The sequence below is a fragment of the Pseudooceanicola aestuarii genome, assembly GCF_010614805.1.
In the GTDB taxonomy this organism is placed as follows: Bacteria; Pseudomonadota; Alphaproteobacteria; order Rhodobacterales; family Rhodobacteraceae; genus Pseudooceanicola; species Pseudooceanicola aestuarii.
The window spans coordinates 48,102-70,411 of the sequence record NZ_JAAFZC010000003.1 but is presented as its reverse complement, the minus strand read 5'-3'; the positions used below and the strand labels follow the sequence as shown (position 1 = coordinate 70,411).

Sequence of the window (22,310 nt, the reverse complement as noted above, 5' to 3'; positions counted from 1 at the left end):
GCGTCAGTCGCGGGCGAAGACGGGGCGGCGCCCCTCGGCAAAGGCGGTGACGCCCTCATGGGCATCGGGGGTTTCGGCACAGGCGATCATCGCGGCCTGTTCGCGGGCCATATGGCCGGGCAGGTCGGCGCCGGGGTCGCGCACCAGACCCTTGATCGCGGCCAGGCTGGCGCGGGGCAGGGCCAGAAGGGTTTGCACGATTTCCTCGGTGCGGGCGGGCAGGGCGTTGTCGGTGGTGACCTCGTTGATCAGCCCGGCCCTGAGCGCCTGTTCGGCGGTCAGGCGGCGGTTGGTCATCAGGAACCCGGTGGCGAAGGTCGGTCCGGCGCGGCGGATCACCTGAAAGGACGATCCGAGGTCGGGCGCCAGCCCGATGGCGGGATAGCCTGACCGGAATTGCGCCGCCTCCGCCGCGATGCAGATATCCCCGCACAGCGCCAGCCCCAGCCCGCCACCCGCCGCCGGCCCCTGCACGGCGCAAAGCACCGGCACCGGCAGCGCCGCCAGCCGGGCGACCGCGTCCTGAAACGGTGGCAGCGCCGCGCGGATATGGCCGACCATGTCGCCGGAACTGATGAATTCGTCGATCGCCCCGCCGACGCAGAAATGCGGCCCCTGCGCGCGCAGCACCACCAGGCGGTAATCGCTGCGCGCCTCCAACTGGTCCACCGCGTCGATCAGCGCCTCCATGAAGGCGGCGTTCATCCGGTTTCCCTGGTCCGGGTTGGACAGGGTCAGCGTGGCGCGACGATCCGCGATATCAAGCGTGAGGGGCGTCATGGGGATCCTTTCGGGCGTGGGGTCAGCGGACGCGCGGGCAGGGTGCGGACTGGCCGCGGCGCGCGGCTTCAACATTCGCCGCATTCCGCCCGCTGGCTTGCGCGGAGGCGCTACAGACCCGCCCGCCCGCCGCCGACGACGCAGGGTCAGATCGCGGGCCGCGGAGGCAGGCGGGGGAAGACCCCGCGCCGGGGCCGTTTCGACCCACGCCAGTGACTCTGCACAAGACCGGGAGGCCGCGCCCGGTGTTGATGGGGCCGGGATCGAGCCGGCACAGCGCCGGTCCGGCCCGCAGGACACACGGGGAGAGGACGCCGGAAATGGCCATCATACAGGTGCTGGTATCGGGTATTGCGCTTGGCTGCGTCTATGCGCTGATCGCCTTGGGCTTCGTGCTGATCTACAAGGCGACGGAGACGGTGAATTTCGCCCAGGGCGAATTGATGATGCTGGGCGCCATGCTCTGCGTGATCCTGATGCGGGTCATGGGGTTGCCCTTCTGGATGGCGGCGATGGCCTCTGTCGTGGCGATGGCCGGGGTGGGGGCGCTGACCGAACGGGTGATGATCCGTCCGGTGCTGGGCCAGCCGCAATTCGCCATCATCATGCTGACCATCGGGTTCGGCTATCTGGCGCGCGGCGCCGTCACCATGATCCCCGACATCGGCACCGACACCACCGCCATCGAGGCCCCCTGGCGCGGTGAGATCTGGGAGGTCGGCGGCATCGTTCTGGGTGCCGAGCAGGGCTACATCATCCTGGCCACCGCGCTGCTGTGCGGAGCGCTGTTCCTGCTGTTCCGCTACACTCTGCTGGGCATCGCGATGCAGGCCTCGTCGCAGAACCAGATCGCGGCCTATTACGTCGGCATCCCGGTGAAACGGCTGAACACGCTGGTCTGGGCGCTGTCGGCGCTGGTCGCCACCGTGGCGGGCCTGCTGATCGCGCCGATCACCTTTGTGCATGCCAACATGGGGTTCATCGGCCTCAAGGCGTTTCCGGCGGCCATCGTCGGCGGTTTCGGCAGCCTGCCGGGCGCCGTGATCGGCGGCCTGGTCATCGGCCTGGTAGAGGCGCTGGCCGGATTCTACCTGCCCGAGGGGTTCAAGGACATCGCCCCCTATGTCGTCGTTCTGATCATGCTGGCGGTCCGTCCCACGGGCCTGTTCGGCGAAAGCCTGGGGAAGAAGGTATGAGATATCGCCAGAAGACCGACTACTTGCAGGATATCCGCCTGCTGGGCAAACCGGGGCAGGCGCCGTGGTATGTGGCCCTGGGGCTGCTGCTGCTGGCCGCGCCCTTCGTGCTGGACAATTACTGGCTGTCGCAGCTGAATTTCGTGCTGATCTACGCCATCGCGGGGGTCGGGCTGATGCTGCTGGCGGGGTTCACCGGGCTGCTGTCGCTGGGCCATGCCGCGTTTCTGGGCGTTGGCGCCTATACGCAGGCGGTGCTGGTCGACATGGGCGTGCCCTTTCCGCTGTCGATGCTGGCGGCGGCGGTGCTGTCGGCGCTGGTCGGCGCGGTGGTCGGCCTGCCTGCCCTGCGGGTCAAGGGGATCTACCTGGCCATTGCCACCCTTGCCTTTGGCCTGATCGTGGAGGAGGTCTTTGCCCGCTGGGAATCCGTGACCGGCGGCAATGGCGGTCTGCTGGTGCCCTCACCACAGCTGTTCGGGGTCAGTCTGGGCGCCACGAACCGGTTCTACTGGCTGGCGCTGATCACCTGCATCCTGGTGACGCTGCTGGTGGTGAACCTGCTGCGCACCCCCACCGGCCGCGCCTTTGTCGCCATCCGCGACAGCGAGATTTCGGCGCAGAGCATGGGGATCAACCTGGCGCTGTACAAAACCGCCAGCTTTGCCCTGTCGGCGGCGATCGTGGGGGTGGCCGGCGCGCTTTATGCGCATCAACTGCGCTACCTGTCGCCGGAACAATTCGGCATCCTGCAATCCATCGACCTGTTGATGCTGGTCGTGGTCGGCGGGTTGGGCGCGGTGCAGGGGGCGTTCATCGGGGCGGCCTTCCTGATCGCCGCGCCGCAGTTGATCTCCCTGTTGCGGGATTACCTGCCGGGCGTGATCGGACAGGCGCCGGGGCTGCAATCCGTGGTCTTCGGGCTGGTGGTGATCCTGGTGGTGATGTTCGAACCGCAGGGTCTTTATGGCCGATGGGTTCGCATCCGTACCTATTTCGAGCTGTTCCCGATCTACCGCAAGGGCCTGATGCGGCGACAGCGCGCCTTCCAGAAATCCGAACGTCTGCACTGAAAGGAGCCGGTGATGAGCAACGACACACAGCTATCCGTTTCCGGGGTCCAGCTGAAGTTCGGCGGCCTGGTCGCGCTGGACGAGGTGACCTTTGATGTCCGCAAGGGCGAGGTCTTTACCCTGATCGGACCGAATGGCGCGGGCAAGACGACGGTGTTCAACCTGATCAGCCGTCTCTACACCCCGTCCAGAGGGCACATTGATTTCGAGGGCCAGCGCCTGACCGATCAGCCCGCCCACAACGTCGCGGCCATGGGCGTGGCGCGCACCTTCCAGAATATCGAGCTGTTCGAACAGGCCACCGTCCTGCGCAACCTGCTGATCGGCGGGCATGTGCACCGGGGCACCACGATGTTTGAACACCTGCTGTTCCTGCCCTCTGCCCGGCGGCATGAGATCGCAGCGCGCGAACAGGTGGAACGGGTGATCGACCTGTTGAACCTGGCCCATTACCGCGACGCGCTGGTCGCCGGTCTGCCCTATGGCGTCCGCAAGGTGGTGGAGATCGCACGCGCCCTGTGCGCCCGGCCCCGGATGATCCTGCTGGATGAGCCATCCTCCGGCCTGACGGTGGAGGAGACGGACGACATGGTCTGGTGGATCAAGGACATCAACCAGGAATTGGGGGTCACCGTGCTGATGGTGGAACATGACATGGGGCTGGTCACGCGGGTCTCGGACCGGGTGCTGGCGCTGAACCAGGGCCGGATGCTGGCCATGGGCACCCCGGCCGAGGTCAAGGCCGATCCCCAGGTGATCGAGGCCTATCTGGGCGGTGCCGAAGACGTCGAAAGCCTGAGGCGGGAGGCATGAGCATGGATGTCCTGACCCTCTCGAACGTCGAGGCGTCCTACGGGCCGGTGAAAGCTGTGCGCGGCATTTCCCTGCGGGTGCCGGAGGGCCGGATCGTGACGATCCTCGGCTCCAACGGCGCGGGCAAAAGCACGATCCTGCGGGCGGTATCCGGCACGCTGGAGGCAGCGGCGGGCAAGGTGATGCTGAAGGACGAGGATATCACCAACCACGATCCGGCCGATATCGTGCGGCGCGGGCTGGTGCATGTCCCCGAGGGGCGGGAGATCTTCCCTCTGCTGTCGGTGCATGACAACCTGTTGATGGGCAGCTACACCCGCCGCGACCGCGATCAGGTCGCCCGTGACCTGGAGATGATCCACACCTATTTCCCGATCCTGCGCGCCCGCGCCCGCCAGCCCGCCGGGCTGTTGTCGGGCGGCCAGCAACAGATGCTGGCGATTTCGCGTGCGCTGATGGCCCGGCCCGATCTGATCCTGATGGACGAGCCGTCGCTGGGCCTGTCGCCGCGGCTGACGCGGGAAATCTTCGAGATCATCGTGCGCATCAACCGGGAGCGCGGCACCACCATTCTGGTGGTCGAACAGAATGCCGCCATGGCGCTGAATGCCGCCGATTTCGGCTACGTGCTGGAAAACGGGCGTATCGTGATGGAGGACAGCTGCGCCGTGCTTCGCGAGAAGGACGACATCAAGGAATTCTACCTTGGGTTGAAGGACGAGGGTGTCCGGGGCGCCCGCCGCTGGAAGAAGACGAAGACATGGCGCTGAGCAAGGGGGGCGGAATGCAGACCGCAGAGGATTTCGGCACCGTGCCGGGCATGGTCAAGGCGCAGGCGGCGCGGTGGTCCGACCGGATCATCCTGCGGCAGAAGGATCTGGGCATCTGGCACGGCCAGACCTGGGCCGAACTGGACGCCACATGCGATGCCATCGCCGCCGGCCTGGCCACGCTGGGGATGGTGCCGGGGGACATGGTGTCGATCCTGGCCAATACCTCCCGTGAATGGCTTTGGGTGGACCTGGGCGCGCAATATGGCGGGGCCATCGTCAGCGGTGTCTACCCCACCGACAGCGCCGACCAACTGCGCTACATGTGCCTGGACAGCGGCACGCGGTTCCTGTTCGTCGAGGACGAGGAGCAGTTGGACAAATTCCTGGAACGCCGCGCCGACCTGCCGGACATCCACCGCGTCATCGTCTTTGACATGAAGGGGCTGCGCGATCTGGATGATCCGGCGATCCTGTCGCTGGACGACCTGATCGCCGCCGGGCGTGCCGCTGGCCGTCCCGCGGCGCTGGCCTCCCGGTCGCCCGCGGATCCGGCGATGCTGGTCTATACATCCGGCACCACCGGCGCGCCCAAGGGGGCGGTGATCACCCATGGAAATGCCGTTTTCGCCGCCGTGACCCTGCGCGATTTCTTTCCGCCCGTGCCGCGCGGCGAGCGGCTGTCCTTTCTGCCGATGTGCCATGTCTCGGAACGGATAATCGGCGCCTATTCGGCGCTGGCCATGGGGCATGTGCTGAATTTCGTCGAACATCCTGACACGGTGTTCGAGAACCTGCGGGAGGTGCAGCCCGATGTCTTCATGGCCGTGCCCCGCGTCTGGGAGAAGATCTATTCCGCCGCCGCCATCGCCCTGAAGGAGGGCACCGCCTTTCAACGTGCCTGCGCCGATGCGGCGATGGCCGTCGGGCGCCGCCAGGCCGCCGCGCGGGCCGAGGGGCGGCGCCCCGGTGCGCTGTCGCGGCTGTGGGCGCGGGGGGTGCAGCGAGTGGCCCTGGGCAACCTGCGGCGCCAGATGGGCCTGGACCGGGTGCGGTTCGCGGCCACGGGTGCGGCGCCGATCTCGCCCGATCTGCTGCGTTGGTTCGATGCGCTTGGCATCGAGATCCTGGAACTTTGGGGCATGTCGGAACTGACGGGCGCCGCCACGATCAACCCGCCGGGCGGGGCGCGCATCGGCTCCATCGGGAAGCCGCTGCCGGGCACGGAACTGCGCCTGTCCGATCAGAACGAGATCATGGTGCGCGGCCCGCAGGTCTTTGCCGGGTACCACGGTCTGGCGGAGAAAACGGCCGAAACCTTTGACGGCGAATGGCTGAAGACCGGCGACGTGGGTCGCCGCGACGAGGACGGGTACTACTACATCGTCGACCGGATCAAGGACATCATCATCACCGCCGGTGGCAAGAACATCACCCCCTCGGAATGGGAGAACCAACTGAAGTTCAGCCCCTATGTCACCGATGCGGTGATGATCGGTGATCGCCGCAAGTTCCCCACCTGCCTGGTGATGATCGACCAGGAGAATGTCGAGAACTGGGCCCAGGACCAGCGGATCGAGTTCAGCGATTTCCGCTCTCTCACCCGGCATCCGCAGGTGATCGAGCTGATCGATCAGGAGGTCAGCCGCGCCAATGCCGGTTTCGCCCGGGTGGAGCAGGTCAAGGCGTTCCGCCTGATCGAGGTCCAGCTGTCCGCCGAGGACGAGGAACTGACCCCCACCATGAAGCTGAAGCGCAAGCTGGTGGAGAAGAAATACGCCGCCCTGGTGGAGGATATGTACAAGGGCGGCTGATCCCGGACCGGTGGTGTCCGTAGGATCTTCGTCGCGGGGGCGGGGCCGTACCGGGCCGCGCCCCTTTCCTGCCGGTGGGGGGCTGGCACGATGAGCGGGAAGGCGCTCTGACAGGGCTCCCGACAGGCGCGAACCGAAAACCGGCGCGCGCCTGCCGAACCGGCGCCCTGCGGCGCCCTAGCGGGGCAGGGCCAGCAGGTCCACCAGGAACAGCGACAGTACCGGAAAGGCGATGATGATCCCCAGCCGCAGCAGGTCCGCCAGGATAAAGGGCGCAACACCTGCATAGATCGTGCCGATCCGGGTTTCGGGCAGCATCGCCTTGATCACGAAGACATTCATCCCGATGGGCGGAGTGATCATCCCGATCTCGATCACCATGATGGTCAGCACGCCCCACCAGATCGGATCGTAGCCGTATTCCAGGATCAACGGAAAGACGAAGGGCATGGTGATCACCATCGAGGAGATCGTATCGAAGATGGCCCCCAGCACCAGATACATCAGCATCAGCAGCAGCACGACCCAGATGCCCGGAAGCTGGGTGTCGCGGATCCCCTCGACGATGACCTGCGGCAGCCCCGAGACGGTGACCGCATAGGTGAAGATCGAGGCTCCGATCACCATCAGGTAGATCATCGACGTGGTGCTGGCCGTTTCCCGCAGGGCCATCCAGAACCCGGCCAGCGACAGCCGGCGCCGGAACAGCGCGATGACAAAGGCCAGGAAAGCACCCACGGCGGCGGATTCGTTGACGGAGAAGATGCCCCCGTAGATCCCGCCCGTCACCACGAACATCAGCAACAGCGCCGCCCAGCCGTCGCGCAGGGCGCGCAGGGTGGCGCCCCAGGTCTCTCGCGGGCCGGAGGGGCCAAGGTCGGGATTGCGGCGCACGATGATCAGGATCGTCAGCATGTGCAGGGCCACGGCCAGGACGGCGGGGATCAGGGCGGCCACGAACAGCGTCTTGACGAATTGTTCGGTCAGCACGCCGTAGAGAACCAGGATGATCGAGGGCGGGATCAGCATCCCCAGCGTGCCGCCGGCGGCGACGGAGCCGGTGGCCAGCTTCTCGGAATAATCGCGCCCCATCATTTCGGGCAGGGAGACGCGGGTCATGGTGGTGGCGGTGGCGATGGACGACCCGCAGACCGCGCCGAATCCGGCGCAGCCCCCGATGGTGGCCATCGCCAGCCCGCCGCGCACATGGCCGATCAGCGTATGCGCGATACGGTAGAGATCGCCTGACAGCCCGCCGACGGTGGCAAAGGCGCCCATCATCAGAAACAGCGGAATGATGGACAATTCGGAACTGGCGATCTTGCCCACCGTTTCGGTGCCGAAAAGGGTCAGCGCGGCCTCGAAACTGCCGCGGATCAGGGCAAAGGTCACGACCCCCGAAATCCCCATGGCGACGCCAATGGGCACCTGCGCGAAAATCATCACCAGCATCATGGCGATGCCCAGCAGCCCGATCATGAACGGATCCATGGCTTATACCTCTTCGGTTTCGGGGGGCCGGCCGGTGGCTTCGGCCGCGATGACGAACAGCTGCGCGGGCAGGCAGGCCCAGAACAGCGCGGCGGCGGCCCACCACCAGGGACCGACGGGGGTATTGAGGATCATCGAGACCTCGGCCCGGCCGGATACCTTGATCGCATGTTGGGTCAGGAACCAGGCGATGCAGGCGAACATGAACAGGGTGGCCAGTTCGGCGATCACCCCCATCACCCGGTTGGCGCGCGGCCCGGCGACGGCCTGGATCAGCGTTACCTTGATCTGGCGGCGTTCCATCAGACCGGCGGGGAAGCAGGCCGCGACGATCACGATGGTCAGCAGCTTTGAGATATCATGCGCGCCATGCACCGGCCGGCCGGTGAATTCCCGCACCAGGATATCCACCACCGCCAGCCCGGCGACCAGCAGAAGAAACAATGCCCCCAGGGCGGCGATCATGCGAAGGGCGCGTTTCAGCACCAGTTCGATCCGGTCCACGGTGGTCCTCCCGGTCTCAGAATCCGGGGACGGCGATGATCCCGCCGCCCCCAACATGCGGCTCAGCGGCTGCGGATGTCATCCAGCTTGGCGCGGTAGGCATCCAGCAACCCGTCAGAGGCGGCGGCGCCGACCTGGTCGACCACCGGTTGCACGGCCTCGGTGATGCGGGCGCGGTCGGCCGCGTCGGGGATCACCACATTGTGGTCGGGATCTTCCGTCCAGGCGGTCATGTTGGCCTCGATCGCGGCGGTATAGCTGGCGACCTGACGGTCGACGATGAACTGCCGGCTTTCGGCCAGCGCGGTCTTGGCGCTGTCCGGCAGCTCCTCGTAGACATCCTTGTTCAGGATGATGGCAAAGACCAGCACGCCCATCTCGGCATCGTAATGATGCGGCGCGACATCGGCGACGCGGAACGTCTTGGCGACGGAGGCGTCGGCGACGGCGCCGTCAATCAGGCCCCGGTCGATGTTCTCGGCCATCTCCAGCGCCGACATGTTCTGCGGCACGCCGCCCAGGGCATCCACGACGGCGGTCTGGATCTGGCCCGCGACGCGCAGCTTGCGGTCCTTGATGGCGGCGAAATCCGCCAGCGGCTCCTTGGTGTGGAGCATGTAGCCGCCGGAGGTATACAGCGCGACGACATGGTAATCCTGGTAGCCGCGCAGCTTGCCCTCCTCGTAGAGTTCCAGCACGGCCTGGGAGCCTTCGGCGGTGGTGCGGGCCAGTCCGGGCAGTTCGAAGATGTCGAAATCGGGGTAGACGCCGGGGGTGTAGGACGGGACCGTCAGGGTCATGTCCGCCACGCCGTTGGCCACCAGATCGGCCTGGGTGAAGGGGTTGCGGCCCAGCGTTCCACCGGCGAACATCTTGATGGAAACGTCATCGTCGGCCACCTGTTCGTTGAACCAGTCGACCCAGGGCTGGTAGACCTGCTGGATTGTCGGCGACGAGGCCGGAATGAACACGGCAAAAGCCAGCTCCTTGGCCTGTGCGGTGGTGGCCGAAATGGCCAGAGCGGTGCCGAGGGCGATGCCCCCGAGTTTCTTGAAATACATCCCTGTCATCTCCTCCGTTAGGGGTGCGGCGTCCTCCACGCCGGTGCCGTCCTTGGTCTGTGCCGCGCGACTGACGACGGGTCGCGCGGCCTGGTCCGGTCCGTGCCGGTTACCCGGCGGCGGCGGTCGTCTCTTCTGCCAGCCGGCGGATCAGCGCCTTGCGATCCAGCTTGGCCAGCGGCGTGCGGGGCAGGGCCTCCAGCGTGATCAGCCGTTCGGGCCACTTGTACCGGGCCAGCCCCTGCGCGTCGCAATGGGCGATCACCTCGGACAGGGTGACCGCGCCGCGCCCCTCCGGCACGACGAAGACGCAGACCTTTTCCCCCAGCCGGGGATCGGCATAGGGGGCGACGGCAGCTTCGCGGATGGCGGGCATGGCGGCGATGGCGTTGTCCAGCTCCACCGGGGAAATCTTGACCCCGCCGCGCACGATCAGCTCCCGCGCGCGGGCATGGAACCGGATCAGCGTGCCGCAATCGGAAATCTCGAACAGGTCGGCGGTGGCGAAATAGCCCTGCGCGTCGAACTTGCCGCGGTCGAACTGCACGCCGCTGGCGTCGCGTCGGTAATAGCCGGGCATCAGGGCGGGCCCTTCGATCCACATTTCCCCGATCTCGCCGGGGCGGGTGACCGGGGCGCCGTCGCTGTCGCGCAGGCGGAACCGCCCGCCATTTGCGGTGCGCCGCCCGGTACCCTCGGGCCAGTTCACGTCGCCGTCGCGGGGAAAGAACCGCGCCCGTTTGCGCGGGTCGACCACCCGATCACCGGAGGCGCACATCTGCGCCCCCTCGTTGGAGCCGAAGAAGTTCAGCACCTGCACGTCGAACCGATCCCGGAAGAAGCCGAAGACCTCCGGGTCCGGCGGTGCCGATCCGGTGCCGATGGCGCGCAGCCGCAACAGCGCGGGGCGCAGGGCGGGATCATCGGCACGGTCGCGCAGATCGACCAGAAGGGCAGGGGCCACCATGGTGTAGGTCACGTCCTCCTGCGCCAGCTGCTTCAGGAAGGTGTCCAGGTGGAACGGATGATGCAGGATCATCGCGCCGGCGGTGCGCATCCAGCACATCATCAGCCCGCCCATCGCCGCCGCGTTCACAAAGGGAAACGGCGCCAGGATATTGCCGCCGTCGGGCAGGTCCAGGATACGCCAGGCGCCCAGGCTGCTGGCCATCATGTTGTTGTGGGTCTTGGGCACCGCCTTTGGCGCGCCCTCGGTGCCGGAGGTCCAGAAGACCGCATACAGATCATCGGCCGACCCCTGATGCGCCGGTGCCACGGCCCGCTGCACGCCGTCGTCGAGCCGGACCACGCCATCCGGCAGGTCCGGCCCGAGACCCAGCCGACGCACTGCGGACGGGAGGGCCGCGAGCCGTTCGGCATAGAAGGGCCGCCCGGACACCATGCCGGGGGCCACGTAGGCGTCGAAATCCGCGATCCGCGCGCTGGCCGCCAGCTCGGCCGATCGATGCGCCAGCGAAATCGGCGACAGGATTGCCCCGATCCGCGCCAGCGCCAGATACAGCAGCACCAGCTCCGCCACGTTGGGATATTGCACCGCAACCAGCGATCCGGCACCCAGCCCCTGGGCGCGCAGGGCCTCGGCCAGCTGGTCGACTTCTTCCTGCATCCGGGCGTAGGTCAGCCGGCGCGGGGCGCCACCCACCAGCGCGGTGCGGTTGGGCGGGTCGATCAGGCCGGGACGGTCGGGCACACGGGCGGCTGTGGCGGCAAACATTGCGTGGATCGTCACTTCGCCCCAATGGCCGCTGTCACGGTGGCGGGCACGGTCGGCGGCGGAAAAGGGGCTCATGCGATCACCTGTTTCATCCGGGCGCGGGCGGCGTCGTATTCGCGGGCGAACCGGGCCACGATGTCGGCGGCGGGCTCCACCCGGTCGATGCGGCCGACGCCCTGACCGGCGCCCCAGATGCCGGACCATGGCTTGACCGCCTCGTCCTTGCGGCCGGTAAAGTTCATCTTGGCCACCTTGAATTCCAGCTCGGCCGGGTCCAGCCCCTGCCGCAACATCGACGGTTTCAACATGCTGGCCCGCGCGCCGGTAAACGCCCGCGTGATCATCAGGTCGCCCGCCGTGCTGTCCACCAGCATCTGGCGATAGGCGTCCTCGGCCATGGTTTCGGCGGCGGGAATGAAGGACGTGCCGACATAGCCGAAATCGGCGCCCAGCGTCTGCGCGGCCAGGATCGCGTCGCCGGTGGCGATGCCGCCGCCCAGACAGATGTAGCCGTCAAAGAACCGCCGTACCCGTTCCACGAAGACCAGCGGGCTCAGCTCTCCGGTATGGCCCCCGGCCCCGGCGCAGACCAGCACCAGCCCGTCCACCCCGGCATCGGCGGCCTTGCGCGCCAGGTCTTCGGTGATGACATCGGCAAAGACCAGCCCGCCATAGCCCTGCACCGTGGGGATCACCGGGCGCGGGCTGCCCAGGGCGGTGATGACGATGGGCGGCTGATGTTCGGCGACCTGCTCCAGGTCGGTGGGCAGGCGCGGGCTGGTGGAATGGGTCACCATGTTCAGCGCCCAGGGCGCGACGGGCCAATCTTCGGTCGTGGGCGCGGCCAGCCCGGCATTTACTTGCGCCATCCATTGCCCCAGCTCGGCGCTGCTGCGCAGGTTCGGCGCGGGAAAGGTGCCGACCATGCCGGCGCGGCTGCTGGCGATCACCAGCTCCGGGGTGGAGACCAGGAACATCGGCGCGACAAAGGCCGGCACGCGCAGCTGGCGCAGGCGGTCGGCGACGGGGGGCAGGGCAGTCAGGGTATCGGGGCTCATGTCGCGGGCGCCTTCTGCGGCAGGGTGTCAATAAATGCGGTCAGGTGCCCGGCCAGCGCCTCGGGCGCCTCCAGCGGAGGCATGTGCCCGGCGCCGGGGATCTCGTGGAATTGCGCGTTGGGCAGGGCCTTGGCCAGGGCGCGGCCGGTGGCGGGCGGGGTCACGCAATCCAGCGCGCCTGTCAGAACCAGCGCGGGGCAGCCGATGCCGGGCAGGGCGTCGGTCTGATCGGGCCGGGTGGCCAGCGCCGTCTGGTGCGCGGCAAAGGTGTCGAGCCCGACATCATGTGCCATCGCCTGCATCACCGCGCCCAGATCGGCGCGCGCGCGGTTGTCGGGCGCCAGCAGCGTCTGCACCTGCCCCTGGGCCAGCGCGTCCAGCCCCTTGCGGCGGGCCCAATCCACCGTCTTGGCGCGCATTGCGGCGGCCTGCGGCGTGTCGGCGGCGGCGCTGGCGCTGACCAGGACCAGCCCGGCGATGCGTTCCGGCATCCGCAGCGCCACGGCCAGTGCCAGGTAGGCGCCCATAGAATGGCCCAGCAGCACCGTGCGCGGCTGCATGCCAGCGGCCAGACCAGCGGCAAGGCGGGCGAAGTCGTCATCCGCTGCCGGCTGTGCGACGGCAACGGCCCGGCCCATCCGCGCGGCAAGCCGGTCAAACACGGTGCCGGTGCTCATCAGGCCGGGGATGCAGGTCAGTCGAGTCATGATTCGCTTTCGTGGTATCGTTTCTAGACCATACGGGAAAATTGCCTTCGGTAAACATAAAATATCGGAACGAAATTCTGACCCACGGAATGATCTGTTTCATTTAGCACGGCGAGCCCTTGAAAAATGAACCGATTGCGGTCGGATTCTGCCTGAGAAGAAGCCTGACACAGAAGGATTGCGCCATCCCGTTGGAAGATGTAGTCTAGGTAAATAACCATCCCGCCGCAGGAGGCCCCATGTCTGACGATCACACCCCCCTGGCCGTGACCAAGGCCAATGTGCGCATGTTCGCCCCCGACGGCAGTCCGCCGCCCGACGCGCCTGACTGGATCTGGAACTACGATCACCCCTACCTGCACGGCGCCTTTGCCCCGGCGGATGCGGAATACGAGACCGAAGATCTGGAAGTCGAAGGCGAGATCCCCGCCGATCTGTGTGGGGCCTACGTGATGAACGGCCCCTCGCAGCGGTTCGAGCCGGTAAACCACAAGTACCATTATTACGATGGCGATGCGCAGCTGCGGGCGATCTATTTCCGCGACGGGCGCGCAACCTTTCGGCAGCGATACCTCCGCAACGGGGCTTTCATCGTCGAGGACAAGGCCGGAAAGGCGATCTGGCCCGGCATCGCGGGCCCCTATGACTTTCGCCTGCCCGGATCGCCGATCAAGGATGTCTCGAACACCGATGTCATCTTCTACCGGGGCAGCCTGCTGTCGCTGTGGCACATGTCCGGCGATCCCTATCGCGTCGATCCCGAGACGCTGGAAACCACGGGCCGGGAGACTCTGGGCGGGCAGCTGTCGCATTCCCTGTCGGCGCATTCCAAAACCGATCCGATCACCGGAGAGCTGTTCTTCTTCAATTACCAGGACGAGCCGCCCTACATGAGCTACGGCATGGCCGATGCGCAGGGGCAGCTGAAATTCGATATCGACATCGACCTGTCCGGTCCCCGGTCGCCGCATGACATGGGCCTGACCGAGAATTACGCCATCCTGCACGATCTGCCCTTCTATCACGACGTGGACATCCTGAAGACCCACGGTCGCCGGGTCATGGGCTTCCATCGGGATCAGCCCGCGCGGTTCGGCCTGATCGACCGGTTCGGCCGGTCGGACAAGGTGCAGTGGTTCGAGGCCGAGGCCTGCTACATCCTGCATATCTCCAACTCCTGGGAGGAAGGCGATTGGGTCCACATGATCGGCTGCCGTCAGGAAGACCCGATGCCGCAGAAGGACGGGCGGGATCATCACCTGGCGTCAATGATGGCCTATCGCCGGCGCAGCCATGTGCTGTATCGCTGGTCGTTCAACACCCGCACCGGCGTCACGCGCGAAGGCATGATCGACGAGCGGAACACCGAATTCCCCACCGTGAACACCCATATGCTGGGCCGCAAGACGCGCTACAGCTTCAACCAGATCATCCCGGTGCCGCAGGACGGCACGCTGGAAGGCCGGTGCCAGACCTTCAACGGCCTGCTGCGCTATGATCTGGAGACGGGAGAGACGCAGCGCTACGATTACGGCGACGGCGTCTATGGGTCCGAAGCGCCGGTGGCGGCGGCCCAGGGCGCAGGCCAGGGCACGGACGAGACCCGCGCCTACCCGGTGATCTTCACCACCGACAGCAACACATGGGAAAGCCATTGCCTGATCTTCGACGCGTCGGACATCACCCGACCGATCGCACGGGTGAAGATCCCGCGCCGGATCTCCATCGGGTTCCACACCACCTGGGTGGATGGCAAAGACCTGTGGGCGGCCTGATCATCGACGGTGACTTGAAAACCTCCGGCGCGGGCGGCAATGCTGCGGGCATGACACTGGACCCTGCCGTGCCGGACGCAACGCTCGGCCCTCTTTCGACGTCGTTGCGTCGGGCGCTCGCCATTCTCGGCGATCCCTGGACCATGCTGATCCTGAAGGAATCCTTCAACGGCACGCGCCGGTTCGGGGACTTCCGGCGCAATCTGAACATCCCCAAGCAGACATTGTCGCTGCGGCTGGCGGCGCTGTGTCAACATCAGATGCTGCACCGGCGCTACCTGAACGCCAATGCGGGCACGGTTCTTTATGTGCCGACGGCCAAGACATTCGATCTGGCCGATGCGATGTATTCGATCTGGCTGTGGCACCGGGCCAACCCCGGTCCGGTCGATGCGCTGCCATTTGATCTGGTGCATGTGCCCTGTGGCCATGTGTTGCGTGCGACCTATCGCTGTACGGATTGCCACGGCCCGGTCACTGGCGCGGCGCTGGAGGTGCGGCGCACCGATCCGCCGCAGCACGACACCGCGCCGCGCCCCCGCCTGGCCCGGCGCAACGATGCCGCCATTACTGCCGCGCAGACCGATGGCGGGGCGCTGATCGCGGCGTCCCTTGTCGGGGATATCGCCTGCAACGAGGTGCTTTATGCGCTGGCGCAGGGGCCGCGCCACCTGCTGGCGCTGTCGCGGGATTTGCAGATTGGCCAAATCGTCCTGCGCGACCGGCTGAACAAGTTGCTGGACCTCGGTTTGGTGGAGGAGCGGAAGGAGGGCCGGATGTCGGTCTTTGCCCCTTTGAAACGGGCGGAGGATTTCCTGCCCCTGATCCTGTCCATCGCCGCCTGGGGCGACCGCTGGTGCAATGGCGATGCGCCGCCGCCGGAGATCCGCCTGCATGATTGCGGCGCGCTGCTGAATGCGCGCTACAGCTGCGATCATTGCGACGGCTGGGTCGGGCATGGCACCATCCGCGTGGTCCCCCGCGAGGCCAGGCCATGAGCCCGCCCAACCTTCTGCACGAACACGACCTGTCGGACCCGAAATTCGTCAGCGCGCTGGCGCGGGGCCTGGGTGTGCTGCGCGCCTTTCGCCGGTCCGATACCACGCTGGGCAACCAGGCGCTGGCCAGCCGCACGGGTCTGCCCAAGGCGACGGTGTCGCGGCTGACCTACACGCTGTGCAAGCTGGGGTACCTTGCCCAGGTGGAGACCTCGGGCGAGTATCGGCTGGCGGCGGGCGCAATGACCCTGGGCCTGAGCGCGGTGGCCGCCACCGACCTGCATGATCGCGCGATGATGGAGCTGGAAATCCTGTGCCGGTCCGACAATGCCAATGTGGCGGCGGGCCTCGGCGAGCGGCACGACCTGTCGATGATCTACCTGGCCACCTATCGCAAGCCGCGCGCGCTGGCGCTGAATTTCACTCTGGGCGGGGAAGTGCCGCTGTTTGCCACCTCCATCGGGCGGGCGGCGATCATGACCCAGCCGGAGGATCGGCAGGATGCCCTGCTGGCGCGCGCCCGCGACCGCGCCCGGCCGGAATGGCGCGACCGGCTGGCCGGCTGGCTGGACAAGGCGCGGGAGGATTACGCGCGCTACGGCTTCTGCACCTCCTTCGGCGATTGGCGGGAGGAAATCCACGGCATCGCCGCCCCCGTCACCCTGCCGGACAAGACCCGGTCGCTGGCGATCAATGTCGGCGGGCTGAGCTTCTTCAACCCGGCGGAGGAGCTGATGCGCGACCACGGCGACCGCCTGTTGCAGGCCGCCGCGAACCTGTCCCTGAAACTGCGAGACGATGATGACAGCTGACCCCGCCACCCGGTTCCGCCCCGCCTATCCGTTCCAATCCCTGCTGGGGTTCCGCAAGACCGCGTTCCGCGAGGGGTACGCCGCCTTCGAACTGGCGCTGGAGGAGGCGCATATGAACCGCGCGGGCATCCCGCATGGCGGTGTCTATTCCGCCCTGCTGGACAGCGCGTTGGGCGCCGCCGGGTGCTATATCGGGCAGGACAACGATTTTCGCGCGGCGGTGACGCTGAACCTGAACGTCAGCTTTCTGGCAGCACCAGGGGATCGCCTGCTGATCGCCGAGGGGCGCGTGGTCGGCGGCGGGCGCAAGATCTACTTCTCCGAGGGGGAAGTCCGCGACGGCGCAGGCACATCCGTGGCGCGCGCCACCGGCACCTTTCGCCTGATGGGGCAGGGGTAGGGCACAGCGCCCCGCCCCTGCCGGGCCTTACAGCCGGTAGATCCGCGCGGCCGTGTCATGGAAGATCGCGGCGCGGTCGGCGGGGGGCATCCCCTCGGTGGCTTCAAGGTGGGCGGCCAGCAGCGCGTCGTAACTGGTCCACAGCTTTTCAATCGGGAAGTTGGAGCCCCACATGCAGCGCTGCGCCCCGAAGATCGCCACCGTTTCGTGCACGATGCGGGCGATCAGATCCGCATCCAGGCGGTGCACGAAGGTGCCGAAGGCCGACAGTTTCGTCACCACGTTGGGCTGGTCGGCCAGCCGCCGCATCCCCGCGCCCCAGCCGGACCAGCCGGCATCGGTCAGATCTTCCGGCATCCCGGCATGTTGCAGCACAAAGGTCACGTCGGGACAGGCCGCCGCCAGTTCTGCCGCGCCTTCCATCTGGCTGGCAAAGACTTGCAGGTCGAAGCTCCAGCCATGGTCGGCCAGCTTGCGAATATTGCGCCGCACTTGCGGCTGCGCGCACAGGTCGGGCGTCGCCGCAAAGCGGTAAAGCGGTGTCTCGTGCCAGTGGAACTGCTGCCGGATGCCGCGCATCCGCCCGTAGCGCGCCAGCCGGTCCAGCTGTGGCCCTGCGTCTTCGGCGGTCATGTCGGCATAGCCCACGATGCCATGCGGCCAGCCGGTACGGTCGGCGGTCTCCTGGACCCAACGGGTTTCCTCCTCGAACAGGTGTTCGGGCCAGTTGGCCTGAACGTAGACGGATTTCACCACATCGCAGCCGGCGATGTCGGCGCGATATTCCTCGATCGGGTAGTCGCGGCGCAGCGGCTCGTAGGGGCCGAAGATGCGCGGCTGCATCGGCCCCTGTAGCCAGGCGAGGTCCGCCTGGCGCCAGATGTGGTGGTGGCTGTCGATGATCTGCATGGCGCGGGCTCCTCTCCCTGGTGTGCCGGATCAGGCGTCCTGAACCTGCTGGCGTTGCCGGCCCAGGCCCTGCACGGTCAGCTCCATGACATCGCCGGCCTTCAGGAACACCTGCGGCGACAGGCCCATGCCCACGCCGGAGGGCGTGCCGGTGGTGATGACGTCGCCCGGATCCAGCCGCATGAACTGCGAAGCAAAGGCGATGATCTCGTCCACTGCGAAGATCATGTCCGAGGTCGAACCGTTCTGCATCACCTGACCGTTCAGCGACAGCGACAGGTCCAGCGCCTGCGGGTCCGGCACCTCGTCCGCGGTAACAAGCCAGGGGCCCAGCGGACCAAAGGTCGGGGCGCTTTTGCCCTTGACCCACTGGCCGGTGCCTTCCGCCTGCCAGGCCCGTTCCGAGACATCGTTGCACACCGCGTAGCCCGCCACATACGACAGCGCATCCGCGCGGGAGACATTGTGCGCCGCGCGGCCGATGATGATTGCCAGCTCGACCTCCCAATCCAGTTTCTGCGAAGTGGCCGGACGCAGGACCGGGTCGTTCGGGCCGCTCAGGCTGTTGGGGGCCTTGTTGAACAGGATCGGCTCTGCCGGGGCGGGCTGGCCGGATTCACGGGCGTGTTCGGCGTAGTTCAGCCCCACCGCCAGGAAATTCCCAACCCGGGCCAGCGGCGCGCCCAACCGGACGTCGCCCGGCACTTCGGGCAGGCTGTCGGTGTCGATGCCGCGCAGCGTCTCCAGCGCGTCGAGGGACACGCCCGCCCCTTCGAAATCGGCGACGCGGCCGGACAGGTCACGCAGCACGCCGCCAGTATCCAGAAGACCGGGACGTTCGTTGCCTTGGGGGCCAAATCGGACAAGTTTCATAGTCAGGTTCCTGTAGTACGATCAGATTGGATCAGAGAAGCATCAGCGACAGATGCGGCACGAAGATCAACAGCAGCAGCACCGCCATCAGCGCCACGACAAAGGGCGCGACGCCCAGGGAAACCTCTTTCATCGTGGTGCCGGAGATCCCGGCGATGACAAAGAGGTTCAGCCCGATGGGCGGCGTGACGGCGGCGATCTCGATGTTCAGCACCAGTACGATGGCGAAATGGATCGGGTCGATGCCCAGCACCTGGACCGAGGGCAGCAGCAGCGGCGCCACCACGGTCAGCAGGGTGAACCCGTCAAGGAAACAGCCCAGTACGATCAGCATCAGGCTGGCCAGCAGCAGAAATCCCATCGGATGCAGGTTCAGCGCGTCGATGGCGCCGACGATGGTCTGGGGAATGCCGACCAGCGTGGCCAGCATCCCGATGAACAGCGCCCCCGACAGGATGAACAGGATCGATCCGGTGCCGCGCGCGCTGTCCACGAAAATGGCGGGCAGGTCGCGCCACCCGATGGAGCGATAGACCACCATGCCCACGAACAGCCCGTAGACGACGGACAGCGCCGCGGCCTCTGTCGGGGTGGTGGTGCCTGTGTAGATCCCGCCCAGCACGATGGCGGGCATGGCCAGCGCCGGCCCGGCGGTCAGCAGGCTGCGGCCCACGGCGGTCCAGGAAAACGGTTCGGTGCGCAGCCCGTAGCCATGGCGGAACGCGATGGTGAAGGCCACCGCCCCGATCGCCACGGCCGAGACAAGGCCTGGCACCACCCCGGCCAGGAACAGCGACTTGACCGATTGCTGCGACAGCTCGGCAAAGATCACCATGGCGACAGAGGGCGGGATCAGGATGCCCAGCGTGCCGCCCGCCGCCATCAGCCCGGCGGTGTATTGGCGTGGATAGCCCAGCCCCTCCATGGTGGGGATCATGGTGCGGCCCAATGCGGCGGCGGAGGCAACGGAAGATCCCGTCATCGCGCCAAATATCGCGGAGGCCCCGCTGGCCCCGATGGAGGCGCCGCCGGGGACGCTGCCCACCAGGCTTTGCATCAGGTCGAAGAGATAGCGCGCAAAGCCCGAGCGCAGCATGATGTTGCCCGCCAGAATGAAGAACGGCACCGCCAGCAGCACGAAGCTGTCCAGCCCCGAATAGACCGATTGCGCGATCTGGGTGAGAGAGGTCGCGCCGGTGGCCAGCACGAAGATCAGCCCGGACAGCCACAGGGCAAAGCCGACAGGCACGCCCAGGGCCAGGAAGACCAGGATAAGACAGACAAGAAGCGCGGACATTCAGGTTCCTTGCGGATCGGTAGCGGCGCCGGATCGGGCGCCCAGAAGGCGCAGCAGCAGCCGCAGGGAAATCAGGGCAAAGCCCACGGGAACGATCAGTTGGGCCACCCAGACCGGAAACGGTAGGTCCGAATGCGCGAAGCTGAGATTGAAGCGCATGGATTCCCGCACGAAAACCACGCCCAGCCAGGTCGCCGTCAGCGCGAAGGCCAGGCACAGCAGGTCGGACAGCCAGACCACCGCGCCTTGCAGCCGGTCGGGCAGGGCGGTGACGATGAATTCCACCCGGATATGCCCGTTGCTGCGCGTCAGCCCCACCGCGCTGATGTAGACCAGCGAAATCAGCAGCACCCGCGACATCTCCTCCGCCCAGGGGAGGGACGACCCGAACAGGGTTCGGGCCGTCATCTCGTAGCTGACCAGCCCGAACACCGCCGCGAGATTGAGGGCGGCGAGGCCATCCTCTGCCCTGGCGAGAGCGGTGCTGATCCGACGCAGGATCATTCGTGGTAGCCTTTCAGCTCGTCCATCAGCTCCACCCCGATCTGATCTTCGAACTGGGTCCAGACCGGTTGCGTGGCCGCCATCCAGGTGGCGCGCTCCTCATCTGTCGGCATGTGCACGGCGACACCGGCGGCGCGCAGATCCTCCAGTGCCTTGTCCGAGGCCGCTTCGGCCAGCGCCCGGTGATCGGCGGCAACCTCGCGCGCCGTCTCCTGAATGATGTCACGCAGATCGGCGTCCAGACCGTTCCACCATTCGGTATTCACCGTCCAGGGATAGAAGGCCATGTAATAGGAGGCATAGGTGACATGCCGGATGCTTTCGTCCCATTTGTAGATGGTGAAACTGTCCGTCGGCACGTTCAGCCCGTCGATCACGCCCTGCTGGATGGCCGGAGAGATCTCGCCGAAGTTGATCGACACCGGCGTCGCGTCCAGCAATTGCAGCATCGCCAGGTTGACCTTGCCCAGGCCGCGGAACTTCAGCCCGGCGAAGTCCTCCGGCGCGACCAGCGCGGTTTCGCGGCTGCCCGGCACCAGGTAGTCGAACGGCAGGATGCCGATGACGGTTACGCCCTTTTCCTCGGCCTCGGCATAGACCCGTTCAAAGAACCGGTCGTCGATCGCGTTGTAGAACGCCTGTTTCGTCGGAAAGGCATAGGGCAGCTCCGAGACGGCGGCACGGGGCGTCAGGGCGCTCCAGTAGGCGGAGATCAGGGTGGTCATCTCCGCATCGCCACGCAGGATCGCCTGCACCAGATCCAGCCCGCGATACAGGCTGCCACTGGGGAAGAACTTCACCTCGATCCGCCCGTCGGAGCGTTCCTCCACCAGCCGTTTGAATTCCTTGTTCGCCGCGCCCGGTGTGATTTCCAACGAATATTCGACCGGAAACCGGATCGTGACATCCTGCGCCGCAACGGGTGCGGACAGCAGCGACAGGCCCATGGCCATGCTCAGACAAAACCCCTTCATATCCCCTCCTCCAAAGATAAATCGGTTGCACATTGCCTCGTGATGTAGGCATTATCGTCGAAACTAGTCAAGACTTTCGAAAATTTGGTGGATAAACGAAGGTGAGCAGAAGCGAACAGGCGTGGGAAATCGTGCGGGACGCCATCCTGTCGGGCAAACTGGCACCCGGCATGGCGTTGAAGGCGACGGATTTGCAGGAACTCTGCGGGATGAGCGTCTCGCCGGTACGAGAAGCCCTGTCACGGCTGGTCGCCACCGGGTTGGTGACGGCAGAGCATAACCGGGGCTACCGGGTCAGCCGGGTCAGCCGCGATGATCTGGACGATCTGGTGGCGACGCGCATCCGGCTGGAATCCTGGGCGCTGGAGCAATCGATTCGCCACGGTGACGAGATGTGGGAGGCGCGGATCCTCTCTGCCCTGCATGTGCTGGACCGGCTGCCGCGCCGCCAGCCAGAGGATCAGACCCTGTTCGACCGGCAATGGGAAACCCGCCATGTCGATTATCACCAGGCGCTGATCTCCGCCTGCGGATCCCCGATCACCCTGACCTTCTGCGACACGCTGCGCGACCAGAACGATCGCTATCGCCGCCTGTCCCTGGCGGTCGAGGGTGAGGGCCGCAATGCGGAGCAGGAGCATCGCGACATCGCCGAAGCTGCCATCGGCCGGGACGCCCCGCGTGCCATCGCGGCGCTGACCTCGCATTATTCCCTGACCGCGCAATTCCTGCGCGACCGGGTGTTCCAGGCCGGGTAGCGCGGGGC

General features: G+C 66.5%; 22 protein-coding genes. 10 read left to right on the top strand and 12 right to left on the bottom strand.

From position 1 onward, the window contains the following. Positions 1-3 precede the first annotated feature (3 nt). Positions 4-780, bottom strand: coding sequence for an enoyl-CoA hydratase/isomerase family protein (locus tag G5A46_RS16710; protein WP_163851351.1), 777 nt, complete (start codon positions 778-780; stop codon positions 4-6). Positions 781-1,100: 320 nt separating this feature from the next. Here G5A46_RS16710 and G5A46_RS16705 point away from each other — a divergent pair, with 320 nt between their 5' ends. From G5A46_RS16705 to G5A46_RS16685, 5 genes are read left to right on the top strand one after another with little or no spacing between them, the layout of a single operon-like run. Beyond that, the gene (locus G5A46_RS16705; protein WP_163851349.1) at positions 1,101-1,976 is read left to right on the top strand and encodes a branched-chain amino acid ABC transporter permease; all 876 of its coding nucleotides are present in this window, start codon (positions 1,101-1,103) and stop codon (positions 1,974-1,976) included. Next, positions 1,973-3,049, top strand: a complete 1,077-nt coding sequence (locus tag G5A46_RS16700) for a branched-chain amino acid ABC transporter permease (RefSeq protein WP_163851347.1) — start codon at positions 1,973-1,975, stop codon at positions 3,047-3,049. The genes G5A46_RS16705 and G5A46_RS16700 overlap by 4 nt, the downstream gene beginning before the upstream one ends. 12 nt (positions 3,050-3,061) lie before the next feature. Then, on the top strand, positions 3,062-3,862 hold the full coding sequence (locus G5A46_RS16695; protein ID WP_163851346.1) for an ABC transporter ATP-binding protein: 801 nt from the start codon (positions 3,062-3,064) through the stop codon (positions 3,860-3,862). Continuing rightward, complete coding sequence (locus G5A46_RS16690) at positions 3,859-4,632, top strand: ABC transporter ATP-binding protein (RefSeq protein WP_163851344.1); 774 nt, start codon at positions 3,859-3,861, stop codon at positions 4,630-4,632. The genes G5A46_RS16695 and G5A46_RS16690 overlap by 4 nt, the downstream gene beginning before the upstream one ends. Further along, on the top strand, positions 4,623-6,446 hold the full coding sequence (locus G5A46_RS16685; protein WP_163851342.1) for an AMP-dependent synthetase/ligase: 1,824 nt from the start codon (positions 4,623-4,625) through the stop codon (positions 6,444-6,446). The genes G5A46_RS16690 and G5A46_RS16685 overlap by 10 nt, the downstream gene beginning before the upstream one ends. 177 nt (positions 6,447-6,623) lie before the next feature. On the opposite strand, the gene G5A46_RS16680 is transcribed toward G5A46_RS16685, so the two are convergent. The 6 genes from G5A46_RS16680 to G5A46_RS16655 all read right to left on the bottom strand — a co-directional run bounded on the left by G5A46_RS16680 (position 6,624) and on the right by G5A46_RS16655 (position 13,002). Further along, the gene (locus G5A46_RS16680; RefSeq protein ID WP_163851340.1) at positions 6,624-7,937 is read right to left on the bottom strand and encodes a TRAP transporter large permease; all 1,314 of its coding nucleotides are present in this window, start codon (positions 7,935-7,937) and stop codon (positions 6,624-6,626) included. Between the two features lie 3 nt (positions 7,938-7,940). Beyond that, on the bottom strand, positions 7,941-8,441 hold the full coding sequence (locus tag G5A46_RS16675) for a TRAP transporter small permease subunit (RefSeq protein WP_163851338.1): 501 nt from the start codon (positions 8,439-8,441) through the stop codon (positions 7,941-7,943). A 62-nt stretch (positions 8,442-8,503) separates the two neighbouring features. Continuing rightward, the gene (locus tag G5A46_RS16670; protein ID WP_163851336.1) at positions 8,504-9,502 is read right to left on the bottom strand and encodes a TRAP transporter substrate-binding protein; all 999 of its coding nucleotides are present in this window, start codon (positions 9,500-9,502) and stop codon (positions 8,504-8,506) included. 109 nt (positions 9,503-9,611) lie between these two features. Then, complete coding sequence (locus tag G5A46_RS16665; RefSeq protein WP_163851334.1) at positions 9,612-11,312, bottom strand: class I adenylate-forming enzyme family protein; 1,701 nt, start codon at positions 11,310-11,312, stop codon at positions 9,612-9,614. Further along, positions 11,309-12,295 carry an NAD(P)H-dependent flavin oxidoreductase gene (locus G5A46_RS16660; RefSeq protein WP_239521056.1) on the bottom strand — a complete coding sequence of 329 codons (987 nt, stop codon included), beginning with the start codon at positions 12,293-12,295 and terminating at the stop codon, positions 11,309-11,311. The genes G5A46_RS16665 and G5A46_RS16660 overlap by 4 nt, the downstream gene beginning before the upstream one ends. Next, positions 12,292-13,002, bottom strand: a complete 711-nt coding sequence (locus tag G5A46_RS16655) for an alpha/beta fold hydrolase (protein WP_163851332.1) — start codon at positions 13,000-13,002, stop codon at positions 12,292-12,294. The genes G5A46_RS16660 and G5A46_RS16655 overlap by 4 nt, the downstream gene beginning before the upstream one ends. Before the next feature lie 239 nt (positions 13,003-13,241). Here G5A46_RS16655 and G5A46_RS16650 point away from each other — a divergent pair, with 239 nt between their 5' ends. From G5A46_RS16650 to G5A46_RS16635, 4 genes are read left to right on the top strand one after another with little or no spacing between them, the layout of a single operon-like run. Further along, entirely contained in the window at positions 13,242-14,777 is a 1,536-nt protein-coding gene (locus tag G5A46_RS16650; protein ID WP_163851330.1) for a carotenoid oxygenase family protein, read from the top strand. After that, complete coding sequence (locus tag G5A46_RS16645; protein WP_163851327.1) at positions 14,765-15,775, top strand: winged helix-turn-helix transcriptional regulator; 1,011 nt, start codon at positions 14,765-14,767, stop codon at positions 15,773-15,775. The genes G5A46_RS16650 and G5A46_RS16645 overlap by 13 nt, the downstream gene beginning before the upstream one ends. Further along, positions 15,772-16,587 carry an IclR family transcriptional regulator gene (locus G5A46_RS16640; protein WP_163851325.1) on the top strand — a complete coding sequence of 272 codons (816 nt, stop codon included), beginning with the start codon at positions 15,772-15,774 and terminating at the stop codon, positions 16,585-16,587. The genes G5A46_RS16645 and G5A46_RS16640 overlap by 4 nt, the downstream gene beginning before the upstream one ends. Then, positions 16,577-16,987, top strand: a complete 411-nt coding sequence (locus G5A46_RS16635; RefSeq protein ID WP_163851323.1) for a PaaI family thioesterase — start codon at positions 16,577-16,579, stop codon at positions 16,985-16,987. The genes G5A46_RS16640 and G5A46_RS16635 overlap by 11 nt, the downstream gene beginning before the upstream one ends. 27 nt (positions 16,988-17,014) lie before the next feature. On the opposite strand, the gene G5A46_RS16630 is transcribed toward G5A46_RS16635, so the two are convergent. Genes G5A46_RS16630 through G5A46_RS16610 form a run of 5 tightly spaced genes read right to left on the bottom strand, consistent with a single transcriptional unit; the run spans position 17,015 to position 21,544 of the window. Beyond that, entirely contained in the window at positions 17,015-17,896 is an 882-nt protein-coding gene (locus G5A46_RS16630; protein ID WP_163851321.1) for an amidohydrolase family protein, read from the bottom strand. 30 nt (positions 17,897-17,926) lie between these two features. Beyond that, positions 17,927-18,769 (bottom strand): fumarylacetoacetate hydrolase family protein, encoded by an 843-nt coding sequence (locus G5A46_RS16625; RefSeq protein WP_163851319.1) that lies wholly within the window; start codon positions 18,767-18,769, stop codon positions 17,927-17,929. Between the two features lie 31 nt (positions 18,770-18,800). Continuing rightward, positions 18,801-20,066: a TRAP transporter large permease gene (locus G5A46_RS16620; RefSeq protein WP_163851317.1), complete on the bottom strand. Its 1,266-nt coding sequence runs from the start codon at positions 20,064-20,066 to the stop codon at positions 18,801-18,803. Then, positions 20,067-20,570 (bottom strand): TRAP transporter small permease, encoded by a 504-nt coding sequence (locus tag G5A46_RS16615; protein WP_163851315.1) that lies wholly within the window; start codon positions 20,568-20,570, stop codon positions 20,067-20,069. It abuts the gene before it with no gap. Next, positions 20,567-21,544, bottom strand: a complete 978-nt coding sequence (locus tag G5A46_RS16610) for a TRAP transporter substrate-binding protein (protein WP_163851313.1) — start codon at positions 21,542-21,544, stop codon at positions 20,567-20,569. Before G5A46_RS16610 ends, G5A46_RS16615 begins: the two co-directional genes overlap by 4 nt. A gap of 101 nt (positions 21,545-21,645) precedes the next feature. On the opposite strand from G5A46_RS16610, the gene G5A46_RS16605 reads away from it, so the two are divergent. After that, positions 21,646-22,302, top strand: coding sequence for a GntR family transcriptional regulator (locus G5A46_RS16605; RefSeq protein ID WP_163851311.1), 657 nt, complete (start codon positions 21,646-21,648; stop codon positions 22,300-22,302). Positions 22,303-22,310: the final 8 nt, after the last annotated feature.

What these genes read in the sequence shown, in the direction of transcription:
- G5A46_RS16710 (WP_163851351.1), bottom strand. Translation starts at nt 780, where the DNA reads ATGACGCCCCTCACGCTTGATATCGCGGATCGTCGCGCCACGCTGACC.
- G5A46_RS16705 (WP_163851349.1), top strand. Translation starts at nt 1,101, where the DNA reads ATGGCCATCATACAGGTGCTGGTATCGGGTATTGCGCTTGGCTGCGTC.
- G5A46_RS16700 (WP_163851347.1), top strand. Translation starts at nt 1,973, where the DNA reads ATGAGATATCGCCAGAAGACCGACTACTTGCAGGATATCCGCCTGCTG.
- G5A46_RS16695 (WP_163851346.1), top strand. Translation starts at nt 3,062, where the DNA reads ATGAGCAACGACACACAGCTATCCGTTTCCGGGGTCCAGCTGAAGTTC.
- G5A46_RS16690 (WP_163851344.1), top strand. Translation starts at nt 3,859, where the DNA reads ATGAGCATGGATGTCCTGACCCTCTCGAACGTCGAGGCGTCCTACGGG.
- G5A46_RS16685 (WP_163851342.1), top strand. Translation starts at nt 4,623, where the DNA reads ATGGCGCTGAGCAAGGGGGGCGGAATGCAGACCGCAGAGGATTTCGGC.
- G5A46_RS16680 (WP_163851340.1), bottom strand. Translation starts at nt 7,937, where the DNA reads ATGGATCCGTTCATGATCGGGCTGCTGGGCATCGCCATGATGCTGGTG.
- G5A46_RS16670 (WP_163851336.1), bottom strand. Translation starts at nt 9,502, where the DNA reads ATGTATTTCAAGAAACTCGGGGGCATCGCCCTCGGCACCGCTCTGGCC.
- G5A46_RS16665 (WP_163851334.1), bottom strand. Translation starts at nt 11,312, where the DNA reads ATGAGCCCCTTTTCCGCCGCCGACCGTGCCCGCCACCGTGACAGCGGC.
- G5A46_RS16660 (WP_239521056.1), bottom strand. Translation starts at nt 12,295, where the DNA reads ATGAGCCCCGATACCCTGACTGCCCTGCCCCCCGTCGCCGACCGCCTG.
- G5A46_RS16655 (WP_163851332.1), bottom strand. Translation starts at nt 13,002, where the DNA reads ATGACTCGACTGACCTGCATCCCCGGCCTGATGAGCACCGGCACCGTG.
- G5A46_RS16650 (WP_163851330.1), top strand. Translation starts at nt 13,242, where the DNA reads ATGTCTGACGATCACACCCCCCTGGCCGTGACCAAGGCCAATGTGCGC.
- G5A46_RS16640 (WP_163851325.1), top strand. Translation starts at nt 15,772, where the DNA reads ATGAGCCCGCCCAACCTTCTGCACGAACACGACCTGTCGGACCCGAAA.
- G5A46_RS16635 (WP_163851323.1), top strand. Translation starts at nt 16,577, where the DNA reads ATGACAGCTGACCCCGCCACCCGGTTCCGCCCCGCCTATCCGTTCCAA.
- G5A46_RS16630 (WP_163851321.1), bottom strand. Translation starts at nt 17,896, where the DNA reads ATGCAGATCATCGACAGCCACCACCACATCTGGCGCCAGGCGGACCTC.
- G5A46_RS16625 (WP_163851319.1), bottom strand. Translation starts at nt 18,769, where the DNA reads ATGAAACTTGTCCGATTTGGCCCCCAAGGCAACGAACGTCCCGGTCTT.
- G5A46_RS16620 (WP_163851317.1), bottom strand. Translation starts at nt 20,066, where the DNA reads ATGTCCGCGCTTCTTGTCTGTCTTATCCTGGTCTTCCTGGCCCTGGGC.
- G5A46_RS16615 (WP_163851315.1), bottom strand. Translation starts at nt 20,570, where the DNA reads ATGATCCTGCGTCGGATCAGCACCGCTCTCGCCAGGGCAGAGGATGGC.
- G5A46_RS16610 (WP_163851313.1), bottom strand. Translation starts at nt 21,544, where the DNA reads ATGAAGGGGTTTTGTCTGAGCATGGCCATGGGCCTGTCGCTGCTGTCC.